Source organism: Cellulophaga fucicola, from assembly GCF_900119145.1.
In the GTDB taxonomy this organism is placed as follows: Bacteria; Bacteroidota; Bacteroidia; order Flavobacteriales; family Flavobacteriaceae; genus Cellulophaga; species Cellulophaga fucicola.
This window is the reverse complement of the sequence record NZ_FPIY01000003.1, coordinates 162,299-184,697: the sequence shown is the minus strand read 5'-3', so window position 1 is coordinate 184,697 and position 22,399 is coordinate 162,299. Positions and strand designations below refer to the sequence as shown.

The following is a 22,399-nucleotide window of genomic DNA, read 5'->3' as shown; positions in this document are numbered from 1 at the left end:
TTGTATAAGAAATTTAACCCAAATAACCTTAAAATCTTAACCTTATGAAATTAGCAATTGTAACAGCGTACCCACCAAGTAAAGTAACTTTAACAGAATACGGATACCACTTGGTAAAACATTTTAGATTACAAAAAGAAGTAACTGAAATTGTCTTAATTACAGACAAAACCAAAGAAGCCAAAGACCTTTCTTTTACTGAAGATGGTTGTAAAATTACAGTTAAAGAATGCTGGGATTTTAATAGCTACAAAAATGTTTTTGGTATTATGGGTGCAATTGCAGACACTAAACCAGACGCAGTTTTATTTAACCTTCAGTTTTTAAAATTTGGAGATAAAAAAGTCCCTGCTGCGTTAGGTTTAATGTTACCATTAATATGTAAATTAAAAGGTATACCAACAATTTCTTTATTACATAATATATTAGAGCAGGTAGATTTAGAAAATGCAGGTATCACTAAAAATAACTTTTTAAAGAAAGCTTATAACTTTATTGGTAGTACACTAACAAAAGTAGTTTTAGCTTCAGATGTTTTAGCCGTTACAATTAGTAAATACAAGAGTATATTAGAAGATAAATATAATTCTAGAAATGTTGCTTTAATACCACACGGTGCTTTTGAAACTCCACCAGAACCAACTTATGAGCTGCCTAAAGGACCTAAGCAAGTAATGGCTTTTGGAAAATTTGGAACTTATAAAAAAGTTGAGGTTTTAATAGAAGCAGTAGAAATTATTCGCCAACGTACAAAACAAGATATAGAAATAGTTATAGCAGGTACAGATAGCCCAAACACACCAGGTTATTTAAATGAAGTGAGCAAAAAATACAACCACGTAGACCAATTAAGGTTTACAGGTTATGTTGCAGAAGAGGATGTGCCTGTTATTTTTGGAGATAGTGCTGTAGTTGTTTTTCCTTACACATCTACAACAGGTAGCTCTGGTGTATTGCACCAAGCAGGTAGTTATGGTAAGGCAGTTGCTTTACCAGATTTAGGAGACTTAAGCATACTAGTTAAAGAAGAAGGTTATAGAGGTGAGTTTTTTGAGCCAGAAAGTGCTGAGTCTTTAGCAGATGCAATAGAAAACATATTAACGTACGACGATTATAGAGAAGAATTATCTAAAGCTAATTATAAAGCTGCTTGTTCTTTACCAATGTCTGATATTACACAGATGTATGTAGATTACTTTACGGCAATACAAATGGCTAAATCTGGTAACGTAAGTATTGATACTATTATAGCAGAAAGAGAAAAGGAAAGAGAAATGAAGAAAGAAGAAGAAGTTGCAAGTGAGCTTATAGCAAAATAATTTACGGTTAGGTTAAGCCCAAAGGGGGGAACAGTATGGTTAGCTGTTTCCCCCTTTATTTTTTTGTTTTTATAAAAGAAATAGCCTCTTTTTCTTTGCCTTCTGTAGTTAATAAACCAAAATATTGTTGTTGTTTTTTACGCCAAGGTAACCTACCAACCACAGCAGTTGGTATAGTTTCAAAGTCATATAAAGTCCACAATATAAAAGGTATATCTTCTTGTTTTACATAGCTTTGCATTTCTTTATAATACTGGGTTTGGTCATTGTTAGATCCGGTGTAAAAATTCCAAAAACCACTATAAGAAGAATAACCGTATTCTTGCAAAACCAAATCCTTGCCTTTACTCTTCTCTTTTAAAACTGCATAAGCATCTAAAAAGTCTTTTGGTTTTTTGTAATAATGAAAAGACACAAAATCTACTTCTTCAACTAAATTTTCTGCTCCTTCTGTACTAGACCAGCCAATAGTAACATTTGTTTTGCTGTCCCACTCTTTTATGTTTTTTATCATTTGTGTAAGCCACGCAGTTACCTTTTCTTTTCCACGAGATTCAAAATCTAAATCGGGTTCATTTTTAATGTCCCAAGCAAGTAACGCGTTATAATCTTTAAGTGCCGTTACAATTTGTTCTGCGTGCCTATGGGTTAAAGTCCAATCTTGAATGTCATAATTACCATAAAAATCAAATAAAGTAACTATTACTTTTAAATTATGCTGTTCTGCAATAGTTAGAGTTTGTTTTAGTTGGGCTAATTTTTTTGGGTCTACAGTGGCTTTGCCAAAGTCTTCATAAGGCACAAAAATCCGAATTGTATTTAGTCCCATTTGCTGTATTAGAGCAAAATCTTTTTGTAAAACAGTGCTATCGTATTTTTTGCCATACATATCCCAAGGTGTATTTTTGGGATAGTAATTAATACCTTTTATATTTTTTGTATCTATAGTTTCTCTTTGGTTTGTGTTGTTCTTTTTAGATTCAGACTCTATTTCAACCAAATGTCTAATTCGCCAAAAACCATCTTCTAAAAGCATCATAACTTTGTAGCTAGGAGCAATATGGTATGTGCCAACCAATTCTTTATTGCTATAAACTTCTTGGTATTGTTCTACATTACGATCTGTAAATACAATTAATTTACCATCTGTGCTGTAAAAATTTACAGTTGGGTTATGCTTTATGGTCGTAGTCTTTAAAGTTGTTCCGTTTTTGGTATTTAACTTTAGGGTGTTGTTTATTTTTTTTCTAGCACTTTCTGTATAGTAATCTTCAATACCATACATATCGTTTGTTGTATAGGCTAGGTTACGAACGTTCCAAGCACTTATATAATCTTTTTCTACAGCTTTTAAAGTCTGGTCTTCTATAGGCCTGCCTTCGTTAGTTGTATTACTCCATGTAATTTTAGGAGTATATGTTTCTTCAAAATTCTGTTCTATGTGTAAAATAGAAGCCCTGTCTGCACCAGTATTTAAATAAGATAAAATAGAGCTAATACCAAAAAGCAGCAATGCGTTTAACCCTATAAAGGATAAAAGCAATAGTATGCGGTATATGTTTCTGTTTCTTTTCATCTTAAATGTAGAGTCTTATTTTTTTTAATGCCAGCGGCTTCAATTGTTATATTGTAGTCGTTAGATTTGTAAAAATCACTGTCAAGATTAAATGTTGCAAACCCTTTTAAAGTGGTTGTTTCTTTAGTGTTTAGGACTATTTTATTAGCATCGTAAATAGTAGCTTTAACGGCAAGTCCGTCTGGCACCAATTGTTGCATAAAACTCTCTATTGGCCCAATAGTTATAGTTCTATTATCTTTAGAAAGAGTAATTGTGTAGTCTACTATTGCAGCATCAAAATCTACAGGCAAATTATTGCTTTTTGCTGCACCAGTAACATATGCTGTAACTACCCAAGACTCTTTTTTTGTTGGGTGTAATAATTTTGCTTTTGCAACACCATTAATAGTGGTGCCATTAGTTTGTAATTGTATGCCATTACTGTTTTTTACCGAGAATAAAACCAAAGTACCATCACTAACTATGTTGCCGTGATTGTCTTTTATGGTAGACGATGTAAACGTAATAATTTGGTTGCCATCTGCGTATTTATGATTTCTAGTATAACCTATGGTAAAGTCAGATGCATTGTCTGGCAAAATAACAGAAGTTAATTCTTTAGATTTGGTACCGCTAGATAAAGAGGTAATTAAAATACGCCCTGTTTTTTTAGGAGAATAAATAGTTGTCCAGGCAACTAAATTTTTTACTCTTAAAGTGTCTATTGTAATCTCTTTTTTAAATTGATGTTTTATGGCCACTTTAGTATCATCTAACATTGGGTTATCTAACCAATCTGTAGGAACATTAACAAGCATAGAAAAATCATTACCGCCAGCAATAATACTTCTTGGTCCTAAATATGTTTCTAGCTTGGTTTTTTTAGTTGTGTCCGTTGTAATTTGTATGCTACCTGTTGCTAGTTTATTAGAATTTAAGATTAATTCCCAATGTATTTTGTTGGCAATACTACTAAAGCTATTAGGGATTTTATAGGTCGATATTTCTTTGTCTGTCTTTGGGCGCAATACCGTAGTTCCGTATACATTTTTTATTATTAAAACAGCTTCATTTTCTTTGGTTGAAGAAAACTTTAATACAATAGAGTCACCAGCTGTAAAAGAATCTTTTTTAGTTATTAGTGTAGATGTTATAGTACTTGTATCCTGTTTTTTTGGAGCATCACTTTTACTGCAGCTAAAGCTGCATATAAGTATAACGAGTATGTATATATAGTGCTTCAAAATTTATTTTGGATTTCCTATGTAACTATTAATCTCTAGTTTAATAAAACTAAAACCTTTTCCTGTTTGCCCCTGTAATTGTTCTGCTATATGTTCTGTTTTTCTATTGGGAAATACTTTTTTTGCAATTTCAATATTTGGAGAACCATTTACAAAACAGTTTGTCATATCATCATTAATAATATGTAAATTCTCTAAGTCTAACAAGTCATAGTTAAAAGACTGTTTTCGTTGTATGCGTACGCCTTCGGTTAAAAAATTATGATCTACCCAGACTAATTTTTTATCGTCATCATAATAAGATATTAATAGCTGTGGTATGGTAACTTCTTGCACACCAGAATTAAATAACGCGCCAGACATTGTGCCATTAGAAAAGTTTAACTCTTGTAAAGACAATTTTTTATATAAATCTGTATTGGCAACATTACCTGCGCATTGCAAGTTAAATTTAGTTGGTATTTCTTCTAAATTAATAGGTGTAAACTCATCTGGGTTAAATGTTGGCGGCAATGTGTCTTTTGTTGATGACCAGGCTATACCTTCAAAATTTATTTTAAAAGAGGTAATCTCCTTTGGCATAAGTTTGTGCTTAATATTGTCTTTAGCATTGTAGTTGGCTAGTTCTTTATTTTTTTGATTGTAAAGTGTGCCTTTTATAACAACATCACAAGGAACATTATCTACGTTTTGTAGTTGACCAATAATGCTATATCTACCATTATATTCTACCAACTTTGCAGTTAAAATTTCTAAAATAGGTTGTTTTAACACATCTTCATGGTGCGTTTGTTCTGTTGTAATTTTACGCCTACCATGATTAAAAAAGGTAGTATTGTTATCTATAAATAATTGGTCTGGTGGTAGGTCATTATCAATTTTAGACGGACTTATATACCACTTGTTTTTTCTTTTCTTTACGGTATGGTAATAGGTTTTGTTAACTGCTTCTAATGGTGTTATCCACCTAGTGTCAACTTTTACTCTAGCACTAGTTTTGGTTCTGCTTACAAAAGAAATGCCTATAGAATCTAACTTGGCATACGAACTTAAAATACCATCTGTTACAGATACCTCTAGCATATATTGAGATAGGCTTACATCATCATCGGGATTTAAATAAGAAAAAGCTCTTTCAAACTCTTTAAAATCTATAGCATCGTAATACGCTGTAACTACATTTTTAGCATTTAACTGAGTGGTATTTTTAGCGTAAAATAAATATCCGCCGTAGGCCAAACAAACCAATACAATTACTGCCCAGATATGATTTACGGTAACTAATTTTCTAGAAAACTTATTGTACACAAGTTTGTACTTTAGATAAGACGGTTCTGGTAATTTTTTAGATTTTAAAACACGTATCCAAACCAATTGTATGTTTATAATAAAAGCAAACAAAATAGTTAATATAGGTATGGTGCTCCACATTATTTTTAAAGTGGTAGAGACATCTTCTTTAGGTATAATGGCAGGTATGGGTGGTACATTTAGTTTTTCCCAAACCATAATACCGTTTTCTAGTTGCTGCAACCTTTGCCATCCGCAGTAATATAAAATAGGGTCGTAAAACTTATCGTTAGAAAATATATACTTTAAATTGTATTTTTCCGGCACGGTTAAAAATTGTTGTAAAGAGCCAATGCCTTCTACTCCCCTAAATTTAGAATTTTCTAATCGTTCTATAGCTCGTGTTGTAAGCTCTGGTAAGCGTCTTGCAGAATGGTAATTACCATCTACCGTCATTGCTTTTGTTTGTGCAGACAGCCACGCCATTTGGTCTCCAAAGCCAAGAGTTAAGTAGCGCCAATGATCATGCTGATCTTGATTTAAGAAGTTTACAATGGGCAACATTTTTATTTTGTCTGGTTGCGATGGTCTAAAATATCCTAAGCTCATTGTAAAAATTACCATAAAGAGAATGCCACCCATAAAAAAGCCGCCAAGAATTCTATGGTAAACAGCTCCAAAACGTTTTTGTAAATTCTGTTTTAAATCTCCTTCTACCATTCGGTAGGCAAATTCTCCAAAAATGGGCAAAGCCATAATAGTAGCCCAAAGGGTAAAGCGGTCTAAGGTTAAAATGTTAAAAGCTGTTTCTCCTAATAATTTTAATGGAATAGGTGTTGTGCCACCAGTTCCTAAAACAAGAAGCATAGAAAAAGAGAGTCCAAAAAATAAATATCTTTTGCTATAAAATCTATAAAAAATGTACGGAAGTATAAACAAGAGAATCCCCCAAGGAATCATAAAAAATACAAGCCCAGAAGAAAGCACCTCTAAAAAGTTATCTCTAGATCCATGCGGTATAGGAACCTGCGTAATTGGATTTTTTTTAGAGTTTATCCAGTACGGTAAAATGCAAAATATAATTAGTAAGAGCGATGAAAAGCCAAAGATTACAATGCGCCAAAAAAGCTTTTTAAAGGCCGCTAAAAATACTTTAAAATTAATGTCTTTAGATTTGTCTACCGTATCTCTTGCGGTATCCATAACCACCATACCAATAAGCGGAAAAATAAAGAATACCATTCCGAAAATTGGTGTAACATGATGAGATGTTACTGTAACAGCAATTAAAGAAAGACTGGTTACTAAGTATCTAATTTTACCCTCTTTTATCCATAAATAAATCTCAGGGATGCTATGTAGTAAAAGGGAGAGCCCCATAATACTAGGTAATTGTCCAAAAATATGTAGTGTCTCTATAAAGGTAGATGAAAATACAGCGAGTAATGCAGTGTAGCCAGCAACACGCCTATTGGCAGTCATTAGTAATCCAAACCTGTATGCACCGGTAATAAATAAGATAATGGCGAGTAGGGCAACGGAAAACATTCCAAATTTTAAACCACCTATGTATGATAAAATTGCAATTAGTTGATGAACCAGTGGCGGGTATGCTTGTACCGTAAAGCCAGTATACCAACGAAAATCCCAAGGCTCAAACCAACTATTAGCGTAATGATCAGCAAAAAATAAATGAATAAGGGCATCATAAGTATTCTCTAGGGTAAAGAAAATACTTGAACCGTGAAAAGCGATGCCTATAATAAGAGCTAATATTAATAAAATATTGGTTCTCTTCATAAATTAAATCCTGTAAGAATATATAACAAGATAAAGATAGGCATATTGTAGCATAATATATAATGTGTGTTGTCCCGGCTTAAAAACCATTCATCTACAGTAAATGGTTACCGACCTTAAAGTCAAGTTTTTAAATAGTATTACGTTATATATTTGCAGAAGAAAAATGACAGTAATAAAAGACTTTTTCTAACCCAAATTAAAAAAACCTTAACCTATGAAAATTTTAGCAATCGACGATCAACAATTAATTTTACTTTCTGTTGAAAAAAAATTAACTGATTTAGGATATCAAGTAGAAACTGCAAGTTCTGGCGCAACCGGAATAGAGATTTTTAACTCTTTTAGTCCAGACCTTGTTATAGTAGATATTAATATGCCAGATATGAGTGGTCTAGATGTGGTAAAACATATTAGAGAAACATCTAAAACTGCTATAATGGTAATGTCTGGTAATACTAATGAGGATACTATTTTAGACGGATTTAATCTTGGTATAGATGATTATATGAAAAAGCCTGTAAGCTTAGATGAGGTTGCCGCTCGTGTAAAACGTATTGTAGGTGTGCCAAGACAACCAAAGGAAACGGTTAAGGTTCAAGGCGGACAAATGCTACAGAAAAACTGTGTGGGTGTTGTAATACCTTGTTATAATGAAGCAGATAGATTATCTAGTGATGCTTTTAAAGATTTTGCGAGCAAAAACCTAGGATACCATTTATGTTTTGTAAACGATGGTAGTACAGATAACACTTTAGAGGTTTTAGAAGAGTTAAGAAAAGGACACGAGAATACAATAAGCATCTACAATTGTGAAAAAAATGGAGGTAAGGCAGAAGCTGTACGCCAGGGAGTATTGCATTTAACTAAAGATTCACAGTTTGATTATATAGGATATTTAGATGCAGATTTATCTACAGATTTTAGAGATTTTGATGAGTTGGTAAAAACATTAGAAAACTCTGAGTATAAAATAGTAAGCGGATCTAGGATTAGTAGAATGGGAGCAGATATTACTAAAGAATCAGCTCGTAAAATAATAAGTAAAACAATAAATCTTATTATTCAGAATATATTAAAAATGCCATTTAAAGATACACAATGTGGTGCTAAAATAATGGACAGAGAAATAGCAACTACAATGTTTAATAAAAAATTTATAACACGTTGGTTGTTTGATGTTGAGATCTTTATGCGTATGAAAAAGAAGTACGGAAAAGATAACGTACAACAATTAATATGTGAGCAGCCACTAAAAAGATGGATACACGCAGATGGATCTAAACTATCTATGAAAGACTCTATAAAAATTGTTGGTCAATTAGCACAAATTAAAATGCATTACGGAAATAAAAGTTATGAAGTTTAGGTTAAGGTTTACTTCTAACTAAAAAAAACCACACTGTAATAGTGTGGTTTTTTCAATTAACTAAACTCAGCTTTTTTAATAAAATAGGCCGTACATAACAAAACAGGCTATAACTAACAAAATAGCTTGTACTCTAAAATTCTTATACCAAACTATACCTTTTAATTCTTTGGTTTCGTCTATCCAAATTTGCTTTGTCCACGTATTTTCTGCAACCTTATCTGCAGGTGGTGGCGCAGTTGCTAAACTAACAACTACAGAAACAACCAAACTTATAATTAGTAACACAGGTGCTAATAGCAAAAAGTGAATAGCTATTTTAACGCCTAATATATATTTTAACGTCATAATTGTTGCGGCAACAGCTAAACCCGCCATAAGACCGCTAAAAGCACCTTTAGCATTGGCTCTCTTCCAGAACAAACCAATAAAAAATGTACCTACAATGGGCGGTGCTAAATAAGAAACTATTTCTTGGTAATACGCAATAAGCGAATCAAACCTTTGAATATATGGAGCCCAAATTACAGCAATTATTAAAGTCACTATTGCTGTAATTTTACCTACTCTTACTTTTTTAGTGCTACTTGCTGTCTTATCTATTTTACTATAAAAATCCATAGTAAATAGGGTAGACACAGAACTAAGTGTTGCACTTAGTGTAGATGTTAATGCAGAAATCATTGCCGACAAAATAATACCAATAAGGCCAACGGGCAATAACTTAACAATAAGCCTTGGGTACACCTGATCTGTATTTATACCGTATTTTTCTTTTAAATCGATGCCACTTATTAATTCATGCGGCAAATTCTCTACTCCAAAAAGGTTTATGCCACGAGCGATTAATCCCGGAATTATAAAAATAAACAACGTAAATAGATACAAAAACCCCACTAACAACACACCTTTTCTTCCGTGGTCTATAGATTTTGCAGACAACACACGTTGTACCATAACTTGATTGTTAGCCCAAAAGTAAAAACCTAGAATAGGTATACCAACCCACATTCCTAGCCAAGGCACTGTTGGGTCATCTAGAGGTCTGGTTAATTTTAACCAAACGCCATCGTTAAATTTATCTACGAAAGATTCCCATCCGCCAATACTACTAATAGCGTAGAACGATAAAATTGAAGAACCAATAATTAAAACAGCGGCTTGTATCATATCTGCATTAATGGCAGATGATAACCCGCCAATAATAGTATAACTACCAGCAACGGCAGCCATCCCTATAATAATCCAGATAATTTCTACTTCCGGAAAAATCATTTTAATAATTAGCGCGCCAGTATATAATGTTGCGGCTGCATCTAAAAAAACATTTCCTATAATGGTAATAAAAGAGAAGTAGGTTCTGGACTTGCCATCAAACCTACGCTCTAAAAATTCTGGCATTGTAAAAATTCCAGATTTTATATAGAACGGAAGAAAGAACATTGCAAAAAAGACCATTATTAAAACCGATATCCAGTTGTAATTAAATACTGCAATACCACTTATGAATCCTTCTCCAGAATGCCCCATTAGGGTAGAACTAGATACACTAGCAGCAAATAATGACAACCCAACCATTGGCCAAGTTAAATTTCTGCCAGCTAAAAAATAGTCGTCAGAATTATTACTTTTTCCGTTTTTTAAAGCCCACCAAATAATAAAAACAATGTAGAGAACTAGAACGGTAAGGTCTATATAACTTAAGTTACTCATAATTTAATAGTTGTAGGTTGTGTAAAGTAATACGCTTTTTGCAGGAATAGTAATTTGTTCTGATCTTGACATAAAACTTAAATTATTTTGTACCGCTTTAGGAAAATTGTTGCTATCTACAGGTCTATTGTTTTCACTGTATATAAATTTTTTAAAGCTTTTGTTTTTTAAGTTTTCTGTGTCTAAAGCAAAAGTTGCTTCTTTATCACTATTATTAACCACAGAAAAAGTAACGTGATTTGTTGTAGACCAGCCAGAAACCATACGTACTTTATGTATATCTAATCCGGTAGTTTTTACAATTTTCATATCGTTTGTAAAGTACCTTGTTAAAATAGACCACGTATAAAACCAAGGCCTTATGTTTTCTTCTTTGGCATCACCAGTTAGTTCTTTGCCAAGAATATTCCACATTCCCCATTTCTTAAGCTGATTTTTTTCTCCGGTATCACCATTGGTATGCATAGCATCATCTAATCCCCAAGCAATAACAGCATCAAAACCACTATTCATAGACTGTATTAGAACATCTGCCATATCTACACCATAGTCATAATCATAAATTGATAATTGACTATCTGGACTTGCAAACGGATCTGCTTCGTACCTTTTTATATTATCGTCTACGTATTTTTCAAACCCTATTTCTCCTAAAATAAAAGGCTTTCTAGCAACGCTATCAGCAAAAGATATCATAGCTGTATAGTGTTTTTCAAAATCACCAGAACGCACAAATTCTTTAGTAGGGTAATCATGCACATCGTAAGCTGCTAAAACATCGTTTAATTGCAAAACAGATTCCTTTGCCCACTCTGCACCAGTATACTTAGATTTATCATTGTTAAAAGGCGTAGCGTCTGGACCTATTACGTGCACTGGTGTTTTAAGCTTTTTAGATACAAAAGCACTATCTAACTTTTTAACTCCAAGTTTCCACTCGTCCCAATTACCATCTATAGAAGACCAATAACCATTAGGTTCGTTTACTAAATTGTAATATTTAATACAGCTATAGCCCTTTTTGTTTATTAGATAATCTACGTGTTGTGCAATGCTATTTAGCCATTTTGGATCTGTAGCACCAGTAAAGGTATTTTGCATTTTTAAATGCGTATCATGTACTTTGTATGGTTGTCCCCATTCACCAAGTATAACTTTTATGTCGTTTTTTTGACAATAGTCTAGCAGCTTGTATAAAGCGTACATTTCCTGATTTTCAAAATTTAGTATAGGTTCTCCTTTTGTATCTATGCCTTCTAGATACCTCCAATTTGCTTGGTCTAGAACACGTACTATTTGGGGTTTCATATAATCTAACCTTTTAAAAACGGTTTCCCATTTTTTATCAGTCATTAGTAAGCCCCATTCTGCGTCATCTGCATCTGCGTGTGGGTACGCAGACCACTCCACTCCGTTGCCAATAAATTCATCAGAAATAATGGTATTGGCTTCAATTTTAACTAATTCCTCCTTTTTTACCGTTTGGCAAGATGCTAGCGGTAAAAAAAGAAGAAGTAAAATGTAGTTAAATAGTTGCTTATTAAGCATTCTTTAATTCGTTTAATAATTCATCAATATTACAAGTTGCAAGACCTACATACCTGTCTGCAGCACCATAATATACATATAAAGTATCATCAATAATCATATTTCCTGTTGGAAAAACACAACCCTTGTAAAAGCCATCAATTTCATAATCGTGCTCTGGTTCCATAATCCAATTGGTTAATCTAGATTTTACAATTGTTGGGTCTTCTAAATCTAAAAGAGCCGCACCAACACGGTAATATCCTAGTCCGCCATTTTCTACACCATGGTATATAATTAGCCACCCATCTTTGGTTTTTAAAGGAGGAGTACTACCTCCAATTTTTTCTTCCCAAGTGCCATTTATACCTGCTAACAATAATGTGCTTGGTTCTTCCCAAACCATTAAGTCATCAGAAAAACGAAGCCAGATAGAAGGCTTGTCGCAACCGTATTCTTCACCAATCCATTCTTTTGGTCTGTGTAGCATTGCGAATTTCCCATTTATTTTTTCAGGAAAAATAATAACATCTCTATCGTCTAAGTTACTCTGTGTAATTCTACCTAAACGTCTGTATTCTTTAAAGTCTTTGGTTAAAAGTAAGCCCGAGTTTGCAATGTTATTTTTTAAAACCAAAGGTGCATCTTTATCACAATCTGGCAATAAAATTTCATCGTGGTCAAAGTTCCAGTATTGTCCTGGGGGATGAGGTCTGTAGGCGTAAGTAATGTAAAATTCGTCTCCAAATTTTACAATTCTAGGGTCTTCTACTGCGCCCATATCAGGACCATCTATACTTGGACTAAAAGCTGGTTTGTTAGAAGTACGTGTAAAATTAATACCATCTGTACTAGTGGCTAAACCAAAACGTATTTGATGTTCTTTGTCGTTACCAGCAGCTCTATATAGCATATAAAAAGTACCTTCTTCATACCAAACTCCAGGGTTGCATACTACTAAGCTTTCCCAGTCGTTTTCTGGATTTGGACTTAAAACTGGGTTGTTTTCGTTTTTTATTAGGCGTAATAATCCTGTTTTGTTTTCTTCTACAGTATTCATTCTAATTTTTATTTCCTTATTTGTAAATTATGTTGATTGATTTAATGCTTGAATTTATAGATTACTCCATATTCGTAAATAATACAAAAGACTCACCTTCTAGCGTCATTTTTACACCGTCTTTAAAGTTTAGTTCTAGGTTATTTTCCATTGGTGTAGCAAAACCATTTTCGTCTACTTCGCCAACAAAAGAGCCATCTGCATTGGACTTGTAACTGTATTTATTTGCTGTAATACTGCCTATAAAACCAGATTTTAAATTAAGCTCATAAGTACTGTAATGAGAGTTTACAATAGCAATTGTTTGTTTGCCATTGTATGTACCTACTACGGCACGTAATCCTTTTTTATTAGGTAGTTCTACGTTATAAATATCACTGCCAGCAGGAAAAAAACGTGTTAATAAAGAAACAGGGTAGAAGTATGGTCTTATAGCTTCATCTGCAGCATTACCCGTGTGCTCTTCTCCTAAGATGTTCCAGAATCCCCAACGTTTTAATTTATCAGATTGGTAATCTCCATTGTCTGGACTGTTGTACATAGCGTCATCCATATTCCAAACTAAAGAGCCAGAGTAGCCTTCTCTCATTGCTTGTATTAAAGCATCGGCCATATCTATACCGTAAAATGCTTTGTAAATCATCATATTAGAATCTTCTCCAGCATAGGGGTCGTTTGCAATTGCTTCTTCGTTTTCTAACTTTAATTGCGCATCTACTTCTGTGTATTTAAAACCTATTTCACCTAACACAATACGCTTGTCTGCAGGAGTTTCTTTTTTATAAGCTCTAAGCATTTGAGCAAATTCTCCATTACGAATTAATTGCTGTTGCGGGTATACGTGAATGTCATATAAACCAACATTATCTCCTAAATCTGCTTCCGTTTTTGTAAACCAATCTGTTTGGCTAGCGGTATTAAAAACTGCAATATCTGGCCCCATAACTTTTAGATCTGCCAAGCTGTACTTTTTCATTTCTTCTAAATACGCTAGTTGTACATTTTTCCAAATGTTGTAATCTCCTTTAGTACTAGACCAGTCGCCATTAGGCTCATTAATAATGTTTATTGTTTTAATGTTTGTATAGCCTTTTTCGTTTACCAAATGATTTAAAAATTTTACAGAGTTTTCAATCCAACCCATATCTATAGTGCTAATATCATCAGTAGAACTATGTCCCCATTCGCCAAACGTAATTTCTATATCGCGGTCTTTTGCGTAGTCCAACATTTTAAAAAGCGAAACCGTTTTTGTTGTCTCGTCATACGTACCATTATTGTCATAAGACCAAGCAGGATTTGTCACAATTCTTAAAAACGGAGGGCGCATAAAATCTATACGATTAAATAAAGTATTCCAATCCGCATCACTAAGTGTTTCTGTTCCTAGCCAAGTTGGTGTTATTTCATAACCTCCCCATTGTGCACCGTTACCCACAAAGTTTGTAGAAACTAGTTCTTCTGTAATTGTTACTTCTCTATTTTTTTCTAGGGAAGTAAATGCTGGTTCATCATCATCGCAACTTGCTGCAATAAGTAACATTGGTAATACAGTGGCAAAAATATTTTTTAGTTTCATATTATATTTTTTTGATTGTGAGCCACTTGTGATATCAGATTTTTCACAAGTGACTGCACTATTATTTAGCGATCTATTGCTTGTCTAAATTAATTTCGTATTGGTAGGTCCAACACATATAATTATCATAATTACCGTAGTTCCAATTGGGCTCTAGCTCTCTGTAAGCAAGTGTAAACTGAAGTGTAATTCCTGTGTCTGTAGCCAACATTTTAGCTTCTGAGGTAAGGTCGTCTTTAGAAGAGCCTATGTACATTGTATTTGTAACTAAATCTATCTCAAAGTAAGATTCGCCAGCAGGTAACAAATGTCTAAGCTTAGAATTTAAGTCTACATCCGCATCTACGTGGTTGTAATCTCCGTACACGCCATCCGCGCCAGCGTTATTTGTTATTTTTCCGTTAGGTCTGTCGCCATTGTAGCCTTCGCTTACAATAACAATTTCGTTATCAAATTCTAAATTAGCGCTTGTAAAATCATCGCTAATATTTTTACTGTAATCACTACCGTACTCTTGGTTTACATAGATTAAAGATGATGGGTTAGAATAGGTGCCATCTAAATCAGATTTAACTACAATTTTTACGGTCCAGCTTGCACTTTCTCCAGTTTCTGAAGTAACATTTATTGTAGTAGTATTTGCCGTTGAAAAATCTAAAGTGCTACCAACACTACTATCTGTAGTTGCAGCGTAAGACAGGTTTAAACTAGTAAGTTCTATGGCTGCTAAATTTGCGCCATTATCTAAAATAGTAACTGTAATTTCTTTAGTGTCGCCATCTATTTGCGTATCACCATCTTGATCTTTAACCGTTAGGCCTGTAATACTATTACCTGTTTGTAACACACGCTCTTTAGTCAACGTATACCAAGTTAATTTAGACATATGCGCTAGTTCTTCATAACTCCAATCCGTATCTGTCCAACTAAAGTTTTCAGCTAGGTAAGGAACTTCAGTTTTTAAATTAACCTCGTTAGTTGCAGTAAGTAGTTCTAAATCTAGTTCGTGTTCAACTTTATTAGCATCAGTAATAATTACCTTATTACGTTCAAAGTCGCGCAGCCAAGTACCATTCCCTGTTGGTATTTTTCTGAATCTAGAATTAAAGTCCCATCCTTTGTTAGCATCTGTATAGCTGCCATAAGCACCATCATCACCAACGTTATGTTCATACTTGCCAAAAGGATTTCCTTTAGCATCTGCACCTTCCACAGTAAAAGTAATTTTGTTGTCTAACTCAGGGTTTAATTCTGCTAAGTAACTAAACATACTTTCATTCTTTTCCCAGCCCCAACTTTCGTTAGTAAACATATCACAATACATACGCACATCACCAATATACCAAGTACCTTCTAAGTCAGATTTAAAAGGTAATAAAGAAACCTCCCAGTTTAAGCTTTCTCCTGCGCCAGATGCAACAGCAATTGTAGCTGTACCGCTGCTTAAATCTAAGGTTGTGCCTTTCTCATTTGCAGAGCTAGCTCCGTATGAAAACGCGATGTTTTTAATTTCTACATTTGCTAAGTCAGCTATGTTCTCAACTTTAGCATATATTTTAATTTTTGCATCATCAAAATTACGCTCTATAATAGCTGTACCTATTTGACCTTCGACTAAAATAGAAACCACATTACGTTCTTTTTGCCAATCTGTGCCCTCTACATCTTCAAGAGGGTTTTCTGTACAAGCAACAAAAAACAATGCCAGTACTATAAAGTATATGTTATATAATTTTTTCATTACGCTTTAGTTTAGTTGATGTTAGGATTTAAATCGATCTCACGTTGTGGAATAGGATAAAAAGCAACTGCTTCTGGAGATAAACCAGCGGCATTGGTTACATTGCTTTGCACTGTATTTGTGCGTCTAAGGTCCCATAGGCGGTCTCCTTCATAAGCAAGTTCTCTTTGGCGTTCTTCTACAATTAGTTTTCTAAAATCTACTTTAGATAAACCACCAATACTAGCTAACTCTGTAGCATTGGCCCTATTTCTAATTTGGTTGTATTGTGCTAAACCATCTGCATTGGCAGTAGCTTCTGCATATACCAACTGTATGTCTGAATAACGAATTAAGTATGGTCTTGTACTTGTTTTATCACCCTCAAATAAAGGATCTATGTATTTTCTTGTAAAAGGATAAATTACAGTGCCATCTGCAACAGAACCTATAGCTACCTCATCTTGATCGTATATTTCTGAAACAAATAAATCGGTTTTACGTTTGTCATCTGCAGCATAAGAAGAGAACAATTTATCTGAGGTTTGAAAAACACTCCACCCATCATGTGTTGGAGAAAATGTACCATCTGTGTTTTTTAGATATACTGTTGCACCATCTATATAAGGAATAAAGTATTTAGATAGTTTAGAGTAATCTCCTTCTTGCGTACCAGACCTGTCTAACGATAATATAAAAATATGCTCAGGTCCGTTAGGAGAGTCAATATTATAAATGTTTTGAAGATCCGTATCGTGACTATATTCCCCTTGATTATTTAGAACCATACCTGCATACTCAGCAGCTTTAGCATATAAATTATCTACACTTTCTGTAATAGCATTGTACTTAGGGACACCACTTTCTTTGGCAGAAGCAGCAAATAAGTACACTTTAGAAAGTAATGCCTGTGCAGCAACTTTATCTGCACGACCAGTAACTCTGTTTACCTCTAAATTGTCTATAGCTCTAGTTAAATCGTCTATTAAAAAGGCATAAACCTCTTGCATATCTGCAGGTAGTGTAGCTGTTGTTTCGTCTAGCTTATCTATAAGAGATTTTTGTAATGGCGCTAAACCAAATGCTTTTACGGCATTAAAATGGTTATAAGCCCTTAAGAATAAGGCCTCACCTAAAATGCGTTTTTCGTCTTCTGGATTAAACCCTTTGCCTTCTATGTTTTCTATAACAGCATTGGCACGATTTACAGCAATGTAAATAGATCTGTAATATTGTGTTAATAATTGGTTTTGAGCCGTAATCTCCCAGTTTACAAATGCTTGCGCATCTGCACCTTCGTCTGCTTTTACATTACAGTTGTCTGATGCTAATTCTGTAAAGTAATACGTTACAGGAGCATAACTTACAAGTGTAAGTGCATCATAAGCATATAAAATAGATGCTTCTGCGTCTTCTATTGTTTTATAGAAGTTTTCATCAGAATAAAAACCAGTAGGTTCTACATCTAGACTTTCGCAAGAAGTAACACCTGCAGCAAGAGCGAGCGCTACTATTAATTTTTTAAAGTGCTTCATTTTCAATTCGTTTATTATTGTAAATGTTTTCATTGTAGCTGAATTTTTTTTAAAAGGTTAATTCTACACCTAAAGTCCAGTTTCTTAACTTAGGGTAACCACCCCAGTAAATACCATCTCCGCCTAATTCAGGATCATAACCCTTAAAATCTGTTATGGTGAATAGGTTGGTTCCGTTCATAAAAATTCTACCTTTTTTAAACCAAGCCGTTTTTAAATCTTTTATGTTATAACCAATAGATACGTTTTGTAGGCGTACAAAGCTTCCTTTTTCTATAAAGTAGTCAGACATATAAAGTGTGCGTCCATCTCTTAAACTAGGATAGTTGTTGGTATTATTATCCTGTGTCCAACGTAAAGGTGTGTTGCTAGGCTCACTAAATGCTTTGGTGTTAAAAATATCTTGACCAAAACTACCGTTAAAGAAAAGAGATACATCAAAATTCTTATAACGACCATTAAGATTTAAACTTGCAGTAAAATCTGGATTAGGATTACCAATTATTGCACGGTCATCTTCATCTATAACTCCGTCTTCATTTAAATCTACATATTTAAATTCTCCTGGTTGTGCTAAATCTCCGTTTAAGCCGGCAGCTAAACCTTCGGCTTCAGACTGTACAATACCATCTACTTTATAACCGTAGAACACATTTATTGGTTGCCCAACAGCTAAGATGTTTGGTATAGAACGGAAAGCTTCAACTTGGTTTCCAGAGAACTCATATTTAATACCTGTTAAAGCATCAGTATTTAGGCCAGATGATACTGCATCTCCTAGGCTAACCACTTTGTTTTTGTTTCTAGAGAAAATAAACATACCGTTTAATCCCCAATCTTCTTTATTAACCATAGTACCATCTAGAGTTACTTCTGCTCCTTGGTTTTCTATTTCACCATCGTTAACCCACATTTTATCGTAAGAAGAAGAAGGAGAAAGCAAACGTTCTCTTAATAAATCTGATGTATGTTTTTTGTAGTAATCTGCAGTAACTTTTAATCTGTTATTAAAAAAGGCAAAATCTGCACCAATGTTAAACTGCTCTGTAGTTTCCCATTTTAAATCTGGATTAGGAATACCTCCCCACGTTTTTTTACCACTTTGACTATCTTGACCAACTACGTAGCCAGGGCCAATTGTTGTTTGCCAACGACCGTTTACATAGTATTGGTCTTGTCCGTACCTACTATTAATTAGGTATGGAGAAATACCTTGATTACCAGATATACCATAACTAGCACGTAACTTAAGCTCGTCAAAAACATTTAGGTTGTCTATAAAACTTTCTTTGTGTAGTTTCCAAGCTAATGCGCCAGAAGGGAACATAGCCCATTGGTTGTTTTCTCCAAATTTAGAAGAACCGTCTGTACGCACAGTAAATGTTGCTAGGTATTTATCATCATACCCATAGTTTAAACGACCAATACCCGAGTACATTACGGTTTCAGATAAGCTATTGGCAACAGATTGCTTTTCTGGGTTGCCAGCACCAAGGTTACCATTGCCTAGAGATTCGTTTAAAAAATCATACGCTTTTAAGTCAGACGTCCTAGCCTCGTACCCTTGGTAAGAGAAACCAGCCATTGCAGTAAAGTTGTGCTTTTCTTTATACGTATCATTATAGGTTAAAAAAGTTTCTGCAACAGTTTCACTATTTTCCCAGTTGTTTATACCTCCAGAACCATTGTTAAAGGTACCGTCTTCTGTATAAATTTTTGGATTGTAATAATCTGTTATAGAACGCCCGTATTTATGGTTAACCTGAGTTTTTAATTTTAAAGTCTTTGTAAAATCAATCTCTATAAAAGCAGAACCTATAAAGTCTAAAAATTTATTTTTATTAGTCCTGTTTTCTATTAAAGCAATAGGGTGAGAGTAATCTTGAGAGCCAGCTAAAAAGTAGTCGTTAATTGGGTTGCCATCTTGGTAAATAGGAAAAATAGGATTACGCCAATATGCTAAATCATTATTATTGTTCTGGTTTCCTTTAGAGTATATAACATTACCGCCAACAGTAACTTTGTCATTAAATATTTTATGAATTACATTTAAGTTAATGTTTAGTTTTTCATAATCGTTATTAATGTAAACACCTTCGTTAGTATAATATGTAGTACTTAAACTAAACTGTGTGCGGTCTGTTTGGCTACGTATAGCAACGTTAGTGTTGTTAGATACAGGGTCGCGAAAAACAACATCGTCCCAGCGAGTGTTGTATTTCCAATCTCCGCTTTTAAGTTCGCTTACAGATGGGTAATACACACCATTTGCATCTTTAGCCCCAATGTAAATTGGAGTAAAACCACCGTTAGTTCTGCTCTCGTTGCTTAATTCTGCCATTAATACAGGATCTCTCCATAAATTCAAATCAGATGTAAAGCTAGAGTAGGTATTTTGCTGAGAAACGGTAACCTCTGTAGTATGTTTAGCGCCTTTTTTTGTTGTAATCATAATTACACCATTGGCACCTCTAGAGCCATATATTGCAGAAGCCGAAGCATCTTTAAGCACTTCCATAGAAGCAATATCTTGCGGAGATATTTGTTTTAAATCACCTGCGTACCCAATAGGAAAGCCATCTACCACAACAAGCGGATCATTACCACCGCGTAAAGAACTACCACCTCTAATTCTTATAACTGCACCGGCTCCAGGATTATCAGACGGTGTTGTTACTTGCACACCAGCAACCTGTCCTTGTAACAAACCATCAATAGAATTGGCCGGTTTAGAGGGTATGTTGTCCATTTCTACCGAAGTAACAGAACCGGTAATATCACTCTTTTTAACAGATCCATAACCAACCACAACAACTTCTGATAATTGTTGCAGGTCTTCTTCTAGGAGGACAGTTACAACCTTGTTTTCTGGTATCGAAATCGTTTTAGTAACAAAGCCAATGTAAGAAACTACAAGTAGGTCTTTAGTGCTATTAACGTCAATAGAAAAGTTTCCGTCAAAATCTGTTGTTACACCGTTTGTGGCAGAACCTTTTTCCATAATGGTGACACCAAGTAAAGGAACTCCGTCGTTAGATTTTACTGTTCCGGTTACATTAATTTGCGCAACTCCTGAGAAGCTTAAAATTAAGAAAACAATAAAAATTATGCTTTTTTGAAATTTATATTTCATTAGTTCATAAGTTTAATTAGTTAGTAATTAAGTTGTTTACAAAAGAATAACATATCGTTAACAATGATTTTGTAAATGATGTTAAATAATGATACTTATATGAATTTAGGTGGTAAAATGTGATATTTTTACGAAATATTAGTGTCCGTTGTAGTGTTTTTTTAAGTTATTTTTATTTAATTTGATAATAATTGTAGCTTTTTATTTACAATTTAATATAATTGAGACGTAATTTTGATGAAACACCTTATGATACTATTATGAATAAAGAAGCGCGTATTTTAAGGGAATTAGTGCCTATATCTGAAGATGATTTCTTCATTGTATTAAACCATCACTCGGCTAAGTTCGATTTTCCCATACATTTTCATCCCGAGCTAGAGCTTAACTTGGTATTAAATTCATCTGGAAAAAGAATTATAGGAGACTCTATACAGGAGTATGAAAATTGCGATTTGGTATTGGTAGGTTCTAATACACCACACGCGTGGACAGGAGTAGATGAAAACACAGAAGCACATGTTGTAACAGTGCAGTTTCATGAGAAGTTTTTATCAGAATTGGCATTAAAAAGAAAGCTAATGTTGCCTATTAGGGACTTGTTAGAAAAATCTAAAAGAGGTATTTTGTTTTCTAAAGAAACTTTAGCTGTATTAAAACCTAAAATATTGCGTTTATCCGAGTCTCAGGATTTTGATTCACTTCTTAATTTTTTATCAATCTTGTACGATTTGTCTATTGCTCGCAACACTAAAATGTTAGCATCTCATTCTTATGTAGATTATTATACCATACATAAAAGCCGTAGAATAGAAAAAGTAAACAATTATATTAAAGAGAATTTGCATCAGAAAATACTTTTAAAAGATGTTGCTAGTTTGGTTAATATGTCTGAATCTGCCTTTAGTCACTTTTTTAAAAAAAGCACAAACTCTTCATTCTCTGACTATGTTAGTGATTTGCGTTTAGGGCACGCGGCAAGGTTGCTTATAGAAACAGAACGCTCTATAAACGAAATTTGTTTTGATAGTGGGTTTAATAACATATCTAACTTTAATAGAACTTTTAAACGTAAAATGGGGTATACCCCTAGTTACTTTAGAGATCAACAGAAGTTAATAACAAAGCATTAGTTTTTTATAAGCCGACTAGTTGTCCTACCTTTTAATTTTATAGGTGTTTTCAGTAAAAAAAAATACTATTGGTAGCTGTTACAAGTTGTGAAAGCGAAGAATGAGCTTCACGAACACATTTAAAAAAATAGATGTAAAGTGAGTAATTGCTTTATTCATATATTTGTTATTGTTTTTTATAGGAATTCATCGGTTGCTCCGCTCGGTCAGTTTATTGATTTATTGATGTTTTTTAGTAAATTATAGTATTGTTTTACGTTTAGTAGTTGTGAAAGCGAAGAATGAGCTTCATGAACACCAAAAAAAATAACTATGGCGTGAGTAATTGCTTTATTCATATATTTACTATTGTTTTTTTATAGGAATTCATCGGTCGCTCCGCTCGGTCAGTTCATTAATTTTATTGATGATTCGCAGTA

General features: G+C 33.8%; 13 protein-coding genes. 3 read left to right on the top strand and 10 right to left on the bottom strand.

Going from position 1 to position 22,399, the window contains the following annotated elements:
* Positions 1-44 precede the first annotated feature (44 nt).
* A complete protein-coding gene (locus BT107_RS11500) occupies positions 45-1,319 on the top strand; it encodes a glycosyltransferase (RefSeq protein WP_072303958.1) in 1,275 nt (424 codons plus the stop codon).
* Positions 1,320-1,374: 55 nt separating this feature from the next.
* Here BT107_RS11500 and BT107_RS11495 read toward each other — a convergent pair whose 3' ends face one another.
* Genes BT107_RS11495 through BT107_RS11485 form a run of 3 tightly spaced genes read right to left on the bottom strand, consistent with a single transcriptional unit; the run spans position 1,375 to position 7,211 of the window.
* Positions 1,375-2,895, bottom strand: a complete 1,521-nt coding sequence (locus BT107_RS11495; protein WP_072303957.1) for a glycoside hydrolase family 2 TIM barrel-domain containing protein — start codon at positions 2,893-2,895, stop codon at positions 1,375-1,377.
* Complete coding sequence (locus tag BT107_RS11490) at positions 2,892-4,121, bottom strand: Ig-like domain-containing protein (RefSeq protein ID WP_084639224.1); 1,230 nt, start codon at positions 4,119-4,121, stop codon at positions 2,892-2,894. The genes BT107_RS11495 and BT107_RS11490 overlap by 4 nt, the downstream gene beginning before the upstream one ends.
* A gap of 3 nt (positions 4,122-4,124) precedes the next feature.
* The gene (locus BT107_RS11485; RefSeq protein WP_072303955.1) at positions 4,125-7,211 is read right to left on the bottom strand and encodes a hypothetical protein; all 3,087 of its coding nucleotides are present in this window, start codon (positions 7,209-7,211) and stop codon (positions 4,125-4,127) included.
* Between the two features lie 217 nt (positions 7,212-7,428).
* Between BT107_RS11485 and BT107_RS11480 the strand changes: the two genes are divergently transcribed.
* Positions 7,429-8,580, top strand: a complete 1,152-nt coding sequence (locus BT107_RS11480; protein WP_072303954.1) for a response regulator — start codon at positions 7,429-7,431, stop codon at positions 8,578-8,580.
* A gap of 75 nt (positions 8,581-8,655) precedes the next feature.
* On the opposite strand, the gene BT107_RS11475 is transcribed toward BT107_RS11480, so the two are convergent.
* From BT107_RS11475 to BT107_RS11445, 7 genes are all read right to left on the bottom strand, one after another.
* Entirely contained in the window at positions 8,656-10,293 is a 1,638-nt protein-coding gene (locus BT107_RS11475; RefSeq protein ID WP_072303953.1) for a sodium:solute symporter, read from the bottom strand.
* 3 nt (positions 10,294-10,296) lie between these two features.
* Entirely contained in the window at positions 10,297-11,841 is a 1,545-nt protein-coding gene (locus tag BT107_RS11470) for a hypothetical protein (protein WP_072303952.1), read from the bottom strand.
* A complete protein-coding gene (locus BT107_RS11465) occupies positions 11,834-12,880 on the bottom strand; it encodes a glycoside hydrolase family 130 protein (RefSeq protein ID WP_029450091.1) in 1,047 nt (348 codons plus the stop codon). Before BT107_RS11465 ends, BT107_RS11470 begins: the two co-directional genes overlap by 8 nt.
* A gap of 61 nt (positions 12,881-12,941) precedes the next feature.
* Positions 12,942-14,459, bottom strand: coding sequence for a glycoside hydrolase family protein (locus BT107_RS11460; RefSeq protein WP_072303951.1), 1,518 nt, complete (start codon positions 14,457-14,459; stop codon positions 12,942-12,944).
* A gap of 73 nt (positions 14,460-14,532) precedes the next feature.
* Positions 14,533-16,200, bottom strand: a complete 1,668-nt coding sequence (locus BT107_RS11455) for a hypothetical protein (RefSeq protein WP_072303950.1) — start codon at positions 16,198-16,200, stop codon at positions 14,533-14,535.
* A gap of 11 nt (positions 16,201-16,211) precedes the next feature.
* Complete coding sequence (locus BT107_RS11450; protein WP_244543121.1) at positions 16,212-17,747, bottom strand: RagB/SusD family nutrient uptake outer membrane protein; 1,536 nt, start codon at positions 17,745-17,747, stop codon at positions 16,212-16,214.
* Between the two features lie 16 nt (positions 17,748-17,763).
* On the bottom strand, positions 17,764-20,847 hold the full coding sequence (locus BT107_RS11445) for a SusC/RagA family TonB-linked outer membrane protein (RefSeq protein ID WP_072303948.1): 3,084 nt from the start codon (positions 20,845-20,847) through the stop codon (positions 17,764-17,766).
* 221 nt (positions 20,848-21,068) lie between these two features.
* Here BT107_RS11445 and BT107_RS11440 point away from each other — a divergent pair, with 221 nt between their 5' ends.
* Complete coding sequence (locus BT107_RS11440) at positions 21,069-21,980, top strand: AraC family transcriptional regulator (protein WP_244543120.1); 912 nt, start codon at positions 21,069-21,071, stop codon at positions 21,978-21,980.
* The last annotated feature ends 419 nt before the right edge of the window (positions 21,981-22,399 follow it).